General features: G+C 72.3%; 11 protein-coding genes. 5 read left to right on the top strand and 6 right to left on the bottom strand.

Annotation, left to right across the window (positions count from 1 at the left end; translation table 11 throughout):
- Positions 1 to 9: 9 nt before the first annotated feature.
- The 6 genes from ACNF49_RS40805 to ACNF49_RS40780 are packed head-to-tail and all read right to left on the bottom strand — an operon-like array spanning position 10 to position 8,343.
- Positions 10 to 1,224: an alpha-L-fucosidase gene (locus ACNF49_RS40805; protein ID WP_364338875.1), complete on the bottom strand. Its 1,215-nt coding sequence runs from the start codon at positions 1,222 to 1,224 to the stop codon at positions 10 to 12.
- On the bottom strand, positions 1,221 to 3,425 hold the full coding sequence (locus ACNF49_RS40800) for a right-handed parallel beta-helix repeat-containing protein (protein ID WP_482941083.1): 2,205 nt from the start codon (positions 3,423 to 3,425) through the stop codon (positions 1,221 to 1,223). The genes ACNF49_RS40805 and ACNF49_RS40800 overlap by 4 nt, the downstream gene beginning before the upstream one ends.
- Positions 3,422 to 4,792, bottom strand: coding sequence for a M1 family metallopeptidase (locus ACNF49_RS40795; protein WP_482941082.1), 1,371 nt, complete (start codon positions 4,790 to 4,792; stop codon positions 3,422 to 3,424). The genes ACNF49_RS40800 and ACNF49_RS40795 overlap by 4 nt, the downstream gene beginning before the upstream one ends.
- Before the next feature lie 2 nt (positions 4,793 to 4,794).
- A complete protein-coding gene (locus ACNF49_RS40790) occupies positions 4,795 to 6,462 on the bottom strand; it encodes an extracellular solute-binding protein (RefSeq protein ID WP_482941081.1) in 1,668 nt (555 codons plus the stop codon).
- A gap of 26 nt (positions 6,463 to 6,488) precedes the next feature.
- On the bottom strand, positions 6,489 to 7,376 hold the full coding sequence (locus ACNF49_RS40785) for a carbohydrate ABC transporter permease (RefSeq protein WP_482941080.1): 888 nt from the start codon (positions 7,374 to 7,376) through the stop codon (positions 6,489 to 6,491).
- Positions 7,363 to 8,343 carry an ABC transporter permease gene (locus ACNF49_RS40780; RefSeq protein WP_482941079.1) on the bottom strand — a complete coding sequence of 327 codons (981 nt, stop codon included), beginning with the start codon at positions 8,341 to 8,343 and terminating at the stop codon, positions 7,363 to 7,365. The genes ACNF49_RS40785 and ACNF49_RS40780 overlap by 14 nt, the downstream gene beginning before the upstream one ends.
- A gap of 168 nt (positions 8,344 to 8,511) precedes the next feature.
- Between ACNF49_RS40780 and ACNF49_RS40775 the strand changes: the two genes are divergently transcribed.
- From ACNF49_RS40775 to ACNF49_RS40755, 5 genes are all read left to right on the top strand, one after another.
- Complete coding sequence (locus ACNF49_RS40775; RefSeq protein ID WP_482941078.1) at positions 8,512 to 9,552, top strand: hydroxyacid dehydrogenase; 1,041 nt, start codon at positions 8,512 to 8,514, stop codon at positions 9,550 to 9,552.
- On the top strand, positions 9,549 to 10,628 hold the full coding sequence (locus ACNF49_RS40770) for a LacI family DNA-binding transcriptional regulator (RefSeq protein WP_482941077.1): 1,080 nt from the start codon (positions 9,549 to 9,551) through the stop codon (positions 10,626 to 10,628). Before ACNF49_RS40775 ends, ACNF49_RS40770 begins: the two co-directional genes overlap by 4 nt.
- Positions 10,629 to 10,740: 112 nt before the next feature.
- Positions 10,741 to 12,060, top strand: a complete 1,320-nt coding sequence (locus ACNF49_RS40765) for a M60 family metallopeptidase (RefSeq protein ID WP_482941076.1) — start codon at positions 10,741 to 10,743, stop codon at positions 12,058 to 12,060.
- A 353-nt stretch (positions 12,061 to 12,413) separates the two neighbouring features.
- Complete coding sequence (locus ACNF49_RS40760) at positions 12,414 to 13,721, top strand: M60 family metallopeptidase (protein WP_482941075.1); 1,308 nt, start codon at positions 12,414 to 12,416, stop codon at positions 13,719 to 13,721.
- Positions 13,718 to 16,075 (top strand): polysaccharide lyase 8 family protein, encoded by a 2,358-nt coding sequence (locus ACNF49_RS40755; RefSeq protein ID WP_482941074.1) that lies wholly within the window; start codon positions 13,718 to 13,720, stop codon positions 16,073 to 16,075. The genes ACNF49_RS40760 and ACNF49_RS40755 overlap by 4 nt, the downstream gene beginning before the upstream one ends.
- Position 16,076: the final 1 nt, after the last annotated feature.

The raw sequence follows: 16,076 nt of genomic DNA, 5'->3' as shown, positions 1-16,076 counted from the left end.
AACGCAGCACTAGGGCCTCAGGAACAGCTCGACGACCGGGATCGTCACGTCGGGGCGGGTGATCGGCAGCCGCAGGGTCAGGGTGTCCTCCGGCAGGCCGCGCAGGTAGTGGTGGAACGGCTCCTTCGGGTCGATCTCGACGAACGGCACCTCCGAGGCGTCGTGCAGGAACTGGGCGTAGGCCACCCGGCCGCCGAGGCCGGGCAGGTGCACGTGCTGCATCGGCCACGACAGCAGGTGCAGGTAGAGCCGGTCGCCGCGCCGGGTGTAGCGGCAGTCGGGCGGGGCCTCGAACTCCGCGGGCCCGGCCCCGTGGATGGACCGGGCGTGCAGGCGCATCCACGCGCCGATCCCGCGCAGCCGTTCCAGGGCGCGCGGCTCGAACTCGCCCCGGGCGTTCGGGCCGACGTTCAGCAGCATGTTGCCGCCCTTGGACACGGTGTCGACCAGCATCTTCACCAGCAGCTCGACCGGCTTCCAGTCCTGGTTGTCGCGGTGGTATCCCCAGCTGCCGTTGAGCGTCTGGCACGCCTCCCACGGCCGGTGGCCGGGCACGCCGCCGGGCGGCATGACCTGCTCGGGCGTGGTGAAGTCGCCGCCGCCGAGCCCGAGCCGGTTGTTGACGAGGATGCCCGGCTGCAGCTCGCGGACCATCCGCTCCAGCTCGGCCGAACGCCACTCGTCGGGGCCCTTGGCGCCGAACCCGCGCCCGGCGTAGGAGAAGTCGAACCACATCGTGTCGATGCGGCCGTAGCGGGTCAGCAGCTCGCGGACCTGGCCGTGCAGGTAGTCGGCGTATGTGGTGATGTCGCGTTCGCCGAGGTCCTCCTCCCGGCGGGGGTGGTAGAGGTCGTTGGGGAAGTCGGGGTGGTGCCAGTCGAGCAGGGAGTAGTACAGGCCGGTACGCAGGCCGCGCTCCCTGAAGGCGTCGAGCATGGGGGCGAGCAGGTCGCGGCGGGCCTTGAACCCGGTCAGGCCGGAGTCCCACAGACAGAAGCCGTCGTGGTGCTTGCTCGTCACGACCAGGTACTTCATCCCGGCGTTGACGGCCTCGTCGGCCCAGGCGGCCGGGTCGTAGAGGTCGGGGTCGAAGTGGTCGAAGTAGCGGCGGTAGCGCTCGTCGTCCATCTTCTCGTACGACTGCACCCACTCGTGGCGGGCGGCCGCCGCGTAGATGCCCCAGTGGATGAACAGGCCGAACCGGGCCTGCGTGAACCAGCTCATGGGTGCACCATGACGGCAGACAGGCCGATCCTGCCGGTGCCGGTCCGCTGGATCCGCACGTACCGGCCCTCGGCGTCCACCGCGACCACGGACGGGCGCAGCGCCCGGCCCGGCAGCGGCACCCGCGTGGCCTGCGCGAAGTCGGGCGTGGCCGAGACCAGCAGCTCGGTGTCGGCCGTGGTCATGGAGGCGTCGTTCCAGATCTCCACCGTGCCGATCCGGTGCAGGCCGCCCAGGTCGACCTGCCACCAGGAGCCGGGCGCGGACGTCGTCCTGGTGTCGGTCACCGTGGAGCCGTCGAGGGCGTCGGCGGCCGCCGCGGCGCCCTCGGTGGCGGACTGGGTGGCGCTGCCCGTCCTGGCCAGGTCGGGTTCAAGCTGCTCGACCGGGCCGGGGCTCGCGCCCGCCGCCGCGGCGACGGCGAGCGCCGCGTCGGGCAGCCGTTCCAGGGCGGTGTGGTTGTCCACCTGCCGCGAGCCGCGGCCGGACAGCTCCGGCGCGGTGGTGTCGGTCCAGTTGCCGGTCGCGAGGTTGTCGATGCCGTACCCGGCCCAGTTGGAGATCCACTTGTAGCCGACGCGGGTGATCACGTTGCCTTCGACCGTGACGTGGGAGCTCTGCTCGTCGAGGTAGACGCCGTTGCCGTCGCGCTCGGTGTTGCCGTACGCCGACCGGTTGAGGTAGTTGCCGGAGATCACCGTGCCGGGCTGCGGGCCCTGGGTGTAGATCGCGCCGCCGTCGTGCTGGTCCTCGGCGACCATCATGGCGTCCACGATCCTGTTGCCGGTGATCCGGTTGTCGCGCATGTCCGGGTTCTGGGCCACCGGCTGGTTCCAGCCCCACCCGACCGACACGCCCGAGTACGGCAGCTTCTCCAGCGTGTTGTGGTCCACGCGCAGCCCGGACTCGTAGCCCGCCCAGACGCCCACCGCGTCGGTGAACTCGCGGCCGGTCCAGGTGATGGTGTTGCGGGCCACCGTGTTGCGCTCGCCGCGCAGCTCGGCCGGGGGATTGGGGTCGGTGTCGCCGACGTAGACCGCGCCCGACGACAGATCGGTGAACGCCGAGCCGGTGACCGCCGAGTCCTTGGTGCCGCCCTCCAGGATCACGCCGGCGCCGCCGAGGCGCGCGAACGCGGCGCCGTCGACGGTCACGTCCCGGCCGCCGCGCACGACGACGGCCGCGGCCGGCTTGGTGTAGAAGCGGCCGGCGTGGTCCTCGGGGCCGGTCGCGCCGGTCAGGGTGAGGCCGCCCTGCGTGCCCGCGTACCCCTCGGCGGTGTCCGGCTGCCGGTAGGCGGCGTGCTCGAAGCCCAGCCCGGCGATCCTGACCCGGCTCGAGCCCTCCAGGCGCAGCAACGTCTCGGTGGCGGGCGCGATCACGTCGTCCAGTCGCTCGCCCGTCCGGGGCAGGTAGGAGACGGTACGGGCGGTCCGGTCGAAGACGAACTCGCCCGGCTCGTCGAGCAGCTCGGCGGCGTTCTCGAAGAAGGACACCTTGGAGTACCGGGAGGAGTCGACCGTCGTCGAGTCCCACGCGGGCCCGGTGCGGCCAGTGCCGCTCGCGGAGTTCGTCCAGCACGGCTGGACGAAGGTGATCACGTCGCCGTCCACGCGGTCGATCCTGCAGCGGTAGTTCCGCCACCTGACCTTGATGACCGCCTCGGCGTTCGCCGGGTCGGCCCAGCCCGCGACCCCGCTCTTCACCGCGCCGGTCATGCCCGTCTTCGTCGCGTCGCAGGTCGAGGCCGGGCACGACCCGCCGCGTGCCCGGACCGCGCGTACGCCGCCGACGAAGAGCTGCCGGGGCGAGAGGCCCTCGGGAACGGGCGCGACCTGGAGGCGTCCCTCCTGCCGCCAGCCGGTGACCGGCACGCCGCCGGACAGCACCGGACGAGCGCCGGGGGCGGCGGTCCAGGTCACCGTGTGCCCGTCGGGGCCGGAGTCGCGCCGGTCCAGGACGAGCGGCGCGGCCATCCGGTAGACGCCGCCCGCCAGGCGGACCTCGACGTCGCGGTCCATGCCGCCGGCCAGGGCCTCGCGGACCTTGTCCCGCGCGGTCTCCAGGGAGCACGGGTTGACCTGGTTGCAGGCCGCGGACCGGCCGTCCGGGGCGACGTGGAAGACCTTCGGGGCCGGGGCGGCCGCGAGGGTCGCGGGGGCCAGGGCCAGGGCCAGGGCGAGGGCGATCGCGGCGTTCACATTCCCTCCAGCGGGGGGTTCTGGGTGCCGAAGAGCCAGGCGCGCAGGAATCCGTCCAGGGCGGGACGGTGGGCGGTGGCGGCGGCGTGGGCGATGAAGTCCTCGGTGGAGGCGTTGCCGTCCTTGTTGCGCTGCACCCACCGGCGCATGATCCGGTCGAACGTCTCCTCGCCGACCTCGGTGCGCAGGGCGTACAGGACGAGGGCGCCGCCGTCGTAGATGTTGTAGCCGCCGAGGCCCTTCGGCCTGCCGGGCGGGCCGTCCTTGGCGCGGACCTCGTCGAGCTTGGCGTACACGCCGCGCATCTTGTCGGCCAGCGGCTGACCGCCGTGCTCCTGCGCCCACACGGCCGCGTAGTAGACGGCCGGGCCCTCGTTCAGCCAGGCGTCCTGCCACGTGGCGGGGGTCACCGAGTCGCCGAACCACTGGTGGACGAGTTCGTGCACCATCGTGTTGGAGTACGTGGGCCGGTCGAACCACCCGGTGCCGAACAGCGACAGCGTCTGGTTCTCCAGCGCGTCGCTGTACCCCGGGTAGATGTGCACCCCGTACGTGGAGAACGGGAACCGGCCGAACCTGGCCTCCGCCCAGGCGATCTGGGCACCGGTCTCGGCGGCGATCGGCGCGTACCTGGCCTCCTGGCCCTGCGGGACGACGTGCCGCAGCGGGAGCGCGTGCGGGCCGGTGCCGTAGACGTACGTGCCCTTGACCACGGCGAGGCCGATCAGCTCCGAGGCCATCGGCTCGCGCTCCTCGAACGTCCACGTGCCGCCGTCGCGGCCGGTCAGCTCGCCGTTGGCGGTGGCGACGTACCCCTGCGGGGCGGTGACGCGGAAGGTCCAGGTGGCCTTGTCCGACGGGTGGTCGTTGACGGGGAAGAACGTGTCGGCCCTGCTGGACTGCGCGGCGGCGGCGAACCCGCCGTCGGGGCCGAAACGCCAGCCGGTCAGGCCCGCGCGCGGCGCCTTGCCGTTGCCGTGGAAGCGCACCTCGGCCTCGAACGGGACGTGCTCGCGCAGCGGTTCGGCGGGCGTGACGGTCAGCTCCTGACCGCTCTGCCCGGGGGAGAGCGCCCAGGTGGCGGGCTCGCCGTCGACGGTGACGGCGTCGATCACGTGCCCGTCGGTGTCGAGGTTGAAGGACGACAGGGCCTGGGTGGCCTTCGCGGTGAACCGTACGACGCCGGAGAAGTCGTAGGTGACCGGGGTGAAGTCGAAGGAGACGTCGTAGTGGCGCACGTCGTAGCCGCCGTTGCCGAGCGTCGGGAAGAGCGGGTCGCCGAGGCCGGGCGAGCCCGGCGACGGGGGTACGGCGGCGGCGGTGCCGAGCAGCGCGGCCGCGACGAGGGCGATGACGGTCCGCTTCATGGTCAGCCCGCCTTCGGTGACTGCTTGAGTGCTTCCTCGAACTCGGCGCGTGCCTGGTCGCCGCCCTGCGCCCGCCAGTCCTTGACCAGCTTGTCCAGGTCACTCAGCGGCGCCCGCCCGGCCACGATGGAGGTCACGCGGTCGGTGCGCATGGTGTACAGCGACTCGTACTTGTTCTCGTTGGCGGGGGAGTACAACCCGACCGTCGGGTCCTCCACGCCCACGGCGATCATCTTGCCGATCGCGTCGTGCATGATCTTCACGGCCTCCTTCGAGGAGGAGTCGAACAGCGCCTGCGTCGGCGCGGCGACGAACTTCCACGGCACGGCGGTGTCCCGCCCGCCCTGCTCGGTCAGCACCGGCGCGCCCTTGGCGTCGCGCGTGTGGTCGGTGCCCTCCAGGCCGTAGTTGAACAGCGTGTACTCCTCGCTGCCGAACGGCGAGGCGAAGAAGTCGGCCACCCGCAGCAGCTCCTTGGCCCGCTGCTCGTCGCTCTTCTTCAGCATGGTGATCGAGACGACGATGTTGTTGAGGAACGCCTTGGCCTTCGGGCCGACCGGCGTGAGCGGCCGCGGATCGGCCGCCGGGTCGATCTTCTTGGACGTCTGCAGGTAGCCGGTGGGCCCGAGGTAGGCGGGCAGGCCGTCGTAGACCATCGCGGCGTGGCCGGAGTTGAACTCGTTCTTGCGCTTGAGGCCGTCGAAGCCCTCCGAGCCGGGGTAGATGACGCCCGCCTCGCGGAGCTTGCGGACGTACTCGACGGCCGCCTTGTACTCCTCGGTCTCGATGGCGTGGACGAGCCCGCCGTTCTCCAGCCGCCAGCCGTTGGGGGCGCCGAACAGCTGCGAGAAGATCGACAGGCCGTACACGCCGCCGACCATGGTGAGCACGCCCCACTGGTTGTCCTTGGGCCTGGTCACCTCCTTGAGCAGCTCGAACAGGCGGTCCATGTCGGAGATCTGCGCCAGGTCGGTGACGCCCGCCTTCGCGAACACGTCGGCCCGGTAGAAGCCGAGCCCGCCGACCATGTTGCGCGGGATGGGGATGCCGTACAGCTTGCCGCCGACGATGCCCTGCTTCCAGAACACCTGCGGGATCGCCGCCAGGTTCGGGTACTCCTTGACCGCGTCCCCGCCGAGCAACGCCGTCAGGTCGGTGCACTGGCTGGCCGCGAACGCGGGCAGGTTGTTCACCCCCTGCGACTGGATGTAGGTGAACATGTCGGGCAACGTGCCGCCCGCGACCATCGTGTTGAACTTCGTCGGCCAGTCGTCGGACGAGACCGCCTGCACGTCGGCCGTCCCGCCGAGCCGCTTCTCCACGTCCTGCCACGCCGGGTTCTCCGCGCGGCCGGGCGGCGGCGGCAGGAACGTCTGCACCGCGATCTTCACGGTCCCGCCCGACATCGGCGGCTTGGCGACGGCCCTGAACAGCTTGTCCGGATAGGTGAAGTAGCCCTCGGGCACGCCCGTGGGGCTGCCGGGCAGGTCGGGGGTGAGCGTGCCGGCCGGCGGCGTGTACGTCGGCAGCTTGATGGTCAGCCCCTGTGCCTTGGCGGCGGGCGCGGCGGACCCGCCACCGCAGGCCGCGAGGGCGGAGGAGGCGACGACACCCGCCGCCGTGGCGGCGCCGAGCCGGAGGAAACCTCGGCGCGAGACGCTTTCTCTCATGGGATCTTCCTTGGGGGGTTGGGGGGTCAGCCTTTGACGGCGCCGGTGAGCACGCCCTTGGTGAAGTAGCGCTGCAGGAAGGGGTAGACGAGCAGGATGGGCACGATCGCCACCACGAGCACGGCCATCTGGACCGCCTGCACGGGCGCGGGCGCCTCGGCGGCCGTCACGGTCTCCATCGAACGGCCCTGCAGGACGAACGTGCGCAGGATCAGCGGGAGCGGGAACTTGTCGGAGTCGTCGAGGTAGAGCAGGGCGTTGAAGAAGGCGTTCCAGTAGCCGACGGCGTAGAACAGCGAGATCACCGCGAGCACCGCCTTCGACAGCGGCAGCACGATCCTGACCAGGATGCCGAAGTCGCCCGCGCCGTCGATGCGGGCGCTCTCCAGCAGCTCGCGCGGCAGCCCCATGAAGAACGAGCGCAGCACGACCAGGTTGAACGCGCTCACCAGGCTCGGCAGGATCAGCGCGCCGAACGAGTCGATCAGGCCGACCTGCTTGACCAGCAGGAAGTTGGCGATCAGGCCCGGGTTGAAGAGCATGGTCAGCAGGGCGACCATCAGGATCCAGCGCGAGCCGGTCACCTCGCGGCGGCTCAGCCCGTACGCCATGCCGATGGTGGCGAGCATGCTGGCGAGCGTGCCGACGGCCGTCACCAGCACGCTGACCAGCAGCGCCCGCGTCACCACCCCGCCGCTGAGGATCGTCGAGTACGCCGCCAGGCTCGGCGTGGACGGGACCAGCACGAACCCGCCCGCCCGCGCGATGTCGGACTCGGCCGACAGGCTGGTGCCGATGACACCGACGAAGGGGTAGGCCACCAGCAGGACGACCGCGGTGAGGATCGCGCCCTTGAGGATCAGGCCGGGCGCGGAGGGCCGCTCCATCCAGGCCGGCCGGCTACTTGTCGCCACCGCGGTACACCCCCTCGTGGCCGAACAGGTGGGCCACCTTGTTCGCGCCGAGCACCATCGCGGTGCCGACGATGGTCTTGACCAGGCCGACCGCGGCCGCGGGTCCCCACTGGCCGTCCTTGACGCCGTTGAAGTAGACGAACGTGTCCAGCACCTCGCCCGCCTCGGGGCCGACGTTGTCGCGCTGGAGCAGGATCTGCTCGAAGCCGACGGACAGGATGCTGCCGAGGTTGAGTATCAGCAGCAGGATGATGATCGGCGTGATGCCGGGCAGCGTGACGTGCCACAGGCGGCGCCAGCGGCCCGCGCCGTCCATGGCGGCGGCCTCGTACAGGTCCTGGTTGATGGCGAGCAGGGCGGCGAGGAAGATGATCGTCGCCCAGCCGGCGTCCTTCCAGATCACCTGCAACGTCACCAGCAGCGGGAAGACGTCGGGGTCGGTCATCATGTCGTAGCGCGGCAGGCCGGCGCTCTGCAGGAAGTTCGGCAGCGCGCCCGCGCCGCCGAGGATCTGCTGGAACACCGAGACGATGATCACCCACCCGATGAAGTGCGGCAGGTAGACCACGCTCTGCACGAACCTGCGCACCCTGTCGCTGACCACGCTGTTGAGCAGCACTGCGAGGGCGATCGGTGCGGGGAAGAAGAGCACGAGCTGGGTTAGGGTGATCTTGAGGGTGTTGCCGAGGGCGTTCCAGACGCCGGGGTCGCCGAAGACGGTGGCGAAGTTCCGCAGCCCCACCCAGGCGCTGTCGATGAAGCCGATGTAGGGCTGGTAGTCCTTGAACGCGACCACGTAGCCGAACAGCGGCCCGTAGTGGAAGACCAGGAAATAGATCAGCCCGGGCAGCGTCAGCAGGAGCATCACCCGGTCGCGCCGGAGGCGTCGCCACAGCGAGAGCCTGCGCGGCCTCTCGCCGGACGACGACGCTGTCCCGGCACGGGGGGCGTCGAGGGTAGCGGTCATGCGCTGGGTCCTTCCAGTTGGCGAGGAAGCTAGTAAGCGCTTTCATGCTTCGTCAAGCCCCTAGCCGGAAGTCGTGCCGTTCTCGGCTCAGCTCCTTGACCTTTGCGCAGGTAAAGCCCTAGCGTGCCGCAGCAGTGCGTAGAACGCGCTTACTATCGGGAGATGGACGTGGGCAGACAAGAGGCGCCGGTGAGACCTCCGCACACCCGGCCGAGACCGCGCGCCGTGCTGGCGATGGCGCCTGGGGTGCGCGAGGAGGTGTTCGGGCACGAGGCCCTGCGCCGCCTCGGTGAGCTGACCGAGCTCCACGACCAGGTGCTGCACGAGGTCAGCTCGCCGGACGCCCTGCGCGCGCTGGCCGGGGCCGAGGTCATGGTGACCGGCTGGGGCTGCCCGAAGATCGACGCCGGGCTGCTCGATCGCGCCCCCGGCCTACGCCTCGTCGCGCACGCGGCGGGCACGGTCAAGACCTTCCTCGACCCGGCCGTCCTCGAACGCGGCGTCCGGGTCTGCAGCGCGGCCGACGCCAACGCGGTGCCCGTCGCCGAGTTCACCTTCGCCGCCATCGTCTTCGGCGCCAAGCGGGCCTTCACCCTGGCCCGCCGCTACCGGGAGCGCGGCACCCGGCGCGACTTCTCCGGCCTGCCCTGGCTCGGCACCCGCGGCATCACGGTCGGCCTGGTCGGGCTGTCCAGGATCGGCCGGCGCGTCATGGGGCTCCTCGGCGGCCTCGACGTGGACGTGCTGGTCTACGACCCGTACGCCGACCCCGCCGGGATCGCCGAGCTCGGCGGCACGGCCGTCGACCTCGACACCCTGGTCAGGCGGTCGCACGTGGTCAGCCTGCACGCCCCCGAGACCCGCGAGACCCGCCGCATGCTCGACGCCAGGCGGCTGTCGATGCTCCGCGACGGCGCCGTCGTCGTCAACACCGCCCGCGGCGGCCTGGTCGACACCGACGCGCTGGTCAAGGAGGTGCGCAGCGGCCGGCTCGACGCGATACTCGACGTCAGCGACCCCGAGCCGCTCCCGGCCGGCCATCCGCTGTTCGACCTGCCCAACGCGTTCGTGACCCCCCATCTGGCGGGCGCGCAGGGCAACGAGCTCGGCAGGCTGGCCGAGTCCACGCTCGGGGAGATCGCCCGCTACGCCGCCGGGCTGCCGCTGCTGCACGAGATCGATCGCGGCGAGCTCGACCGAATGGCATGATCGACAGCGAGGAGGTGCCGGTGACCGAGCCGAGCCTGGCGACGATGGCCGACGTGGCGAAACGCGCGGGCGTCTCCAGCGCGACCGTGTCCCGGGTGATCAACGGCAACTACCCGGTCTCGGCGGTCACGCGCCAGCGGGTCGAGCATGCCATCGCCGAGCTGGGCTACGTCGCCAACGCCCACGCCCGCGCCCTGGCCGGAGCCACCAACAGGACCGTCGGGATCATCATCAACGACGTGATCGACCCCTTCTACGCCTACATCGCCCGGGGCGTCGAGCGCGAGGCCACCAGGCACGGCCGCCTGTGCATGGTCTGCTGCACCCACGGCAGCCACGAGAAGGAGCTCGCGCTCATCGACCTGCTGCACGAGCAGCGGGCCGACGCCGTCATCCTGGTCGGCGGCGCCTACGAGGACCGCGCCTACGCCGCCCAGGTCGCCCGCCGGGCCCGCGCGCTGCATGCCAGCGGCTCCACGCTGGTGCTGTGCGGCCGGCCGTCGCTCGGCGACGACGTGCCCACCCGGGTCGTCGAGTACGACAACGAGGGCGGCGCCTTCGCGATCACGGACTACCTCATCACGCAGGGGCACCGGAAGGTCGTCTTCCTGGGCGGGCCGCCGAGCCTGTCCACGACCGTCGCGCGGCTCGCCGGGCACCGGCGCGCGCTCGCCTTCCGCGGCCTGCCCTACGACAAGGGGCTGATCCACCTCGGGCAGCTCAACCGCAGGTTCGGCTACGACAGGATCCGCGCGCTGCTGGCCGACAAGCTCGACTTCACGGCGCTGTTCTGCGCCAACGACACGGTCGCGGCGGGCGCGATGCAGGGGCTGGAGCTCGCGGGCGTGCCGGTGCCGGAGGCGGTCTCGGTGGTGGGCTACGACGACGTGCCGATCGCGCAGGAGCTGCGGCCGCAGCTGACGACCGTGCGCATCCCGCTGGAGGAGCTGGGCCGCCAGGCCGTACGCCTCGGCCTCGACGTCGGGGACGACGACGACTACCTCTCGCCCGTGCAGACGATGGCCAAGGTCGGCACGAGCATCGTGGTCAGGGCCTCGGTCGCGCCGCTGCCGTAGGAAGCGCTTACTGATCATGGCCTCGGATTGTGGCGTGCAGCAGGGATAGAAAGCCACAGAAAGATCTAGTAAGCCCTTGACCGGCATAGTAAGCGCTTACACAATCCCTGCCATGACCCCCCTCACACGCAGAACCTTCCTCGGCACCTCCATCGGCGCGGCCGGAGCAGTGACGGGCGAGGCCCTGCTCGGCTCCCGCCCGGCCCTGGCGCGCACGGCCGGCCAGGAGGCGCGGCACACCGTGACACTCAGGGCCAGGCCCGCGGCCGAGGGCGAACGCCTCCGGCTCCAGCAGGCGCTCAGGACCACCGAGTTCCACCCAACCCGCGTCCACCTGCCCGCCGGCACCCCGATGGCCGTCGAGGTGACCGCCCCCGACGGGGTGCTGCCCACCCTGTACGTCGGCGCACCCGACACCCACGCCGACGTCGCGTACAAGAACCCGCGCGCCTACCGGCTCACCGAGGGCGTCACCACCGTGACCGACCCCGGCGGCGGGCTCGTCTACCTGGCGCTGACCGGCGACGGGCAGCGCGCCAGGGTCAAGTTCCTGTCGGGCGGGGTGCGCGTGCCGACGTTCACGCTGGGGGAGAGCACCGAGGCCGAGTTCCAGTCCCAGCTCGACACGCTGACCGCCGCACCGCAGGCCGAGCTGGTCTCGCCGCACGCCATCGTCACGATCACCCGCGACGGCATGCTCGCCTGGCGCGACCAGGACCACGGGGAACTGCTCCGGCTCCTGGAGACGATCATCGCCTCGCACGCCGCGATCTCCGGCCTGTCCGCCGCCGAACGTTCCCCGCTGCCCTTCCACCTCGTCGAGGCCCCGCGCATGCCCACGGGCGCCGGCGCGTACGCCACCCACGGCTGGACCGCCTACCCGCGCACCTACCTCGACCGGCTCATCGCCGTGGACGGGCTGCGCACCCGTGGCTGGGGCGTCTACCACGAGCTCGGGCACCAGCACCAGCAGATGGCCTACAAGCCGGAGGACCTGACCGAGGTGACGGTCAACGTCTACGCGCTGGCCGCGCAGCGCACGCTGGCACAGCCGTCCAACCTCACCAGGCCCGACGCCAAGACGGGGCTCACGCCGTACCAGAGCGCGCTGGCCAAGCTGCCCGCGGCCGACTTCCGCAGGCTGGGGGCGTACGAGAAGCTCGTGCCGTTCCGGCAGCTCGAACTGGCCTTCGGCGAGGACTTCCACCCGCGCCTGCACCAGCTGGTCCGCGAGGAACGTCCGGCCTCCGACTACACCGAGTCCGCCAAGCGGTGGGGCAACCTCGCGATCTACACCTCGCGGATCGCGGGGGCCGACCTGTCGGGCTTCTGGACCCGCTGGGGCGCGCCGCTGACCGCCGAGTACCTGGCCCGGGTCGCCGCCCTCGGCCTCCCGGCCCCCGCCGCCGACCCCTCGACGCTCACCGACTAGGAGCCTCCCATGCCCCCTGCCCGCCCCACCTCCACACCCCCTGACGGGACCTCCGCCCGTCCCGCCTCGCCGTCCTTCGACGGGGGTCCCGCTCGTCCTGCCCCGGCGCCCCTTGACCGGGCCTGCGCCGGTCCCGTCGCTGCGTCCCTCGATGGGACGCCCGCTCGCCTCGCCCCGGCGACCCCCGATGGCACGTCCGCCCGTCCTGCCCCGGCGGTCCCCGGGCGGGCTTCCGGCCCGTTCCCCGATGGGGGGCTTTCTCGCAGGGGGATGGTCGTGGGGTTGGCCGCAGCCGGGGGTGTGGCGTTGTCGGGCGCCCCCGGGTTGCGGCCGCCGCGGTGCGGCGGGTCGCGGTGCCCGGGGCGCGTAGGGCCGTGGTGCTGCGGGGGCGGCCGGCGGCGGAGGCGGAACGGCTGCGCATGCAGACCGTCTACCGTACGACCGAGTTCGTGCCGACCGGCCTGTACCTGCCGCCCGGACGCCCCCTCACCCTGGAGGTACGCGCCCCCGACGGCCCCCGGCCCACCCTGCACGTCGGCGCCCCCGACACCAACCCCGACACCGCCTACCGGTACCCGCGCGCCCACCCGCTCACCGAGGGCGTCAACACGGTCACCGACGCGGGCGGCGGCATGGTCTATCTGTCGTTCACCGGTGACCGCAGGGCGAACGCGGTCGTGCGGTTCGGGCCGGAGGGCGTCCCGGCGCCGACGTACGTGCTGGCGCCGAGCAGCGGCTGCGGCGACCCGGCGCTGGCGACGCGGGCGGCGTGGCAGGGCCGCCCGGCCTTCGCCGCGCCCGTGTTCGCGCCCGAGGGCACCGCGGAGGCCGAGTTCCAGGCGCAGGTGGACGCGTTCACCCAGGCGCCCTTCGTCGAGCTGGTCTCGCCGCAGATGATCGTGACCGTCCGGCGCGAGACCTTCCTCCAGGTGCGCGACCAAGACCACGCCCAGCTCATGACCCTGCTGGAGCAGGTCGAGGACGTCGAGGCGGCGATCTCCGGCCTGGACGGCTCCGCCCCGCTGCACGCCCCGACCCCGCTCGGCCGGCACCTGGTCAACGTACGCCCCGGATACGGCCCCCAGTCCACCGCGTACACCACCCACGCCTACACCGCCTACTACGACGCGTACGCCACGACCCGCCTGCTCCTGCCCGACAAGGTGCGGACCACCGGCTGGGGCGTCTACCACGAGCTCGGGCATCAGCACCAGCAGATGGCCTGGCGGCCGGGCGAGCTCACCGAGGTCACGGTCAACATCTACAGCCTGGCCGTGCAGCGGCACTTCGGCATGCCGTCCAACCTGGTGACCAACAACGCCTACGAGACGGCGCTCGCCAAGCTGCCGGTCGCCGACTACGCCGGGCTCGGGGCGTTCGAGAAGCTGGTGCCGTTCCGGCAGCTCGAACTCGGGTTCGGCGACGACTTCTACCCTCGGGTGCACCGGCTGGTCAGGGAGGAGACGCCGCCGTCGTCCTCGGGGGACTCGGCGCGGCGCTTCACGCTGATGGCCCTGTACTTCAGCCGCGTCGCCGGACGCGACCTCTCCGGGTTCCTGCGCGCGTGGGCGTTCCCGATCCCGGAGAGCGGGTACGCCGAACTGGCCGCGCTCGGCCTGCCCGCGCCGGACGCCGACCTGACCCGGCTGAGCGAGCGATGACCAGCCGCCGCGCCTTCCTCGGCGCCGTCGCCGCCGCGCCCCTGCTCACCGCGACCCCGGCCTGGGCCGGAACCATCCGCCGCACAGCGGCCTCGGGGGCGGACGTACCGGCGGGTCCCGCCGACTTCGCCGGGCTCAGGGCCAAGGCGGCCGAGCTGATCACGGGCGGCGACCTCGACCCCCGCGACCCGGCCTTCGCCGCGCCGCTGGCCCGCCTGGACGCGGCCGCCTCGGCGTACCGGGCGTCGATGAACCTGGCTCCCGGACGTACGCACCTGTGGCCGGACCTCCCGCTGACCGGCGTGTCCGGCGACATCGCGACCAGCCACCAGCGCCTGCGCGCGCTCGCCACCGCCTGGGCGAGCCGCGGCTCGGCCCTGTACGCCGAGGAGACCCTGGCCGCGCAGATCATCGGCGGCCTCGACTTCCTCTACGAGCGCGCCTACAACGAGGGCAAGCGCGAGACCGGCAACTGGTGGCACTGGGAGATCGGCGCCCCGCGGGCGTTGATGGACACCTGCGTGCTCATGCACGACGCCGTCGACGCGGGACGGCGGGCAGCCTGGATCCGCGCCGTGGACCGCTTCTGCCCGAACCCCGACCGCCGGACGAACCTCACGAACTTCGCCGAGACCGGCGCGAACCGGGCCGACAAGGCGCTCATCGTGGCTCTGCGCGGCATCGTCGGCGAGAGCTCGGACAAGATCGCGCTCGCCCGCGACGGCCTGTCCGACCGGCGTGACGCAGGCAAGCACACCCTGTTCGGCTACGTCACCTCCGGCGACGGCTACTACGCCGACGGCTCGTTCGTCCAGCACGACGTCGTGGCCTACACCGGCTCGTACGGCGTCGTCCTGCTCCAGTCGGTGAGCGCGATCCTCGGCCTGCTCGGCGGGAGCGCCTGGCAGGTGGACGACCCGGCGGCGCGGGTCGTGCTGGACGCGGTGGAGCGCACGTACGCGCCGTGGATCCACGACGGGCTGATGATGGACAGTGTGCGCGGGCGGGCGGTGTCGCGGCAGTTCAACCGGGACCTCGACTCGGGCCGCGACACCGTGGACGCGATCCTGCGCCTGGCGGCCGGCGCGGGGGAGCCGTACGCGGCGCGGTTCCGCGAGCTGGCAAAGGGGTGGATCGCGCGCGGCCGGTTCCTGGAGGGCGCGGACGTCGCGGCCACCGCGAGGGCCGTCGCCGTGCTCGCCGACGACGCGGTCGCCGCCGCGCCCCGGCCGAGCGGCCACCACGTGTTCGCCGACATGGACCGCGTCGTGCACCGCCGCCCCGGCTGGTCATACGCGATCAGCCTGTCGTCGAAGCGGATCGCCCTGTACGAGTGCGGCAACGGCGAGAACTACCGGGCCTGGTACCAGGGCGACGGTGCGACGTACCTCTACCTCGAAGCCGGCCACTACAGCGACGGCTACTGGCCCACGGTCGACTCCCACCGGCTCGCCGGGACCACCGTCGACACCCGCCCGCGCGACCCGGCCGTCTCCTCCGGCGGCACCGGCACGTTCCGCCCGAAGAATGCCTGGGCGGGCGGCGCCACCGCGGACGGGTACGGCGTCGCCGCGCTCGACCTGATGGCCGTGGGGACCACGCTCACCGCCCGCAAGACCTGGGTGTGCCTCGACGACGCCGTCGTCTGCCTCGGCGCCGGGATCACCAGCGCCGACGGCCGCGTGATCGAGACGGTCGTGGAGAACCGGCGCACCTCCGCCCCGCTCACCACCGGCGACGGCTGGGCGCACCTCGAAGGCGTCGCCGGGTACGTCTTCCCGTCCGGCCACCGGCCGCGCACGCTCGCCGAGCGCCGCACCGACACCTGGCGGTCGATCAACGACGGCGCGAGCACGCAGGGCACGGACGCCACCGTGACCTGCGACTACACCACCCTCTGGCTCGACCACGGGATCAGCCCGTCCGGCGCGGACTACGCCTGGGTCATGCTCCCGGGCGCCACACCCGACCGGACGCGCGACTTCGACCGTGCCGAGATCCTGGCCAACACCGCGACCGTGCAGGCGGTGCGCGCGCATGGGCGCTCGGCGGGCGGCGGCGAGCTGTTCGCGGCCACGTTCTGGGCGGCGGGGGAGGCGGGCGGGGTGTCGGCCTCGGCTCCCTGCGCGGTCCTGGTCCGGCGGGAGGCGGGACGGACGACCGTGGCGGTCTCCGACCCGGGGCGTACCGTGGCGGCGGTGACGCTCGTGCTTCCCCATCCCGCGCACGCCCTGGTCAGGGCCGACGACACCGTCTCGGTCACGACGGGCGAGCGGCCCTCCGTCACCGTCGATCTGGCCGGCTCCCGCGGCCGGTCCCACACCGCCGTGCTCGCCGTCGGCAAGAAAGGCTGAA

This window comes from Actinomadura sp. ATCC 39365, from assembly GCF_054392275.1.
Note: the sequence above shows the minus strand (reverse complement) of the source record. Positions and strands in the feature narration are given on the sequence as shown.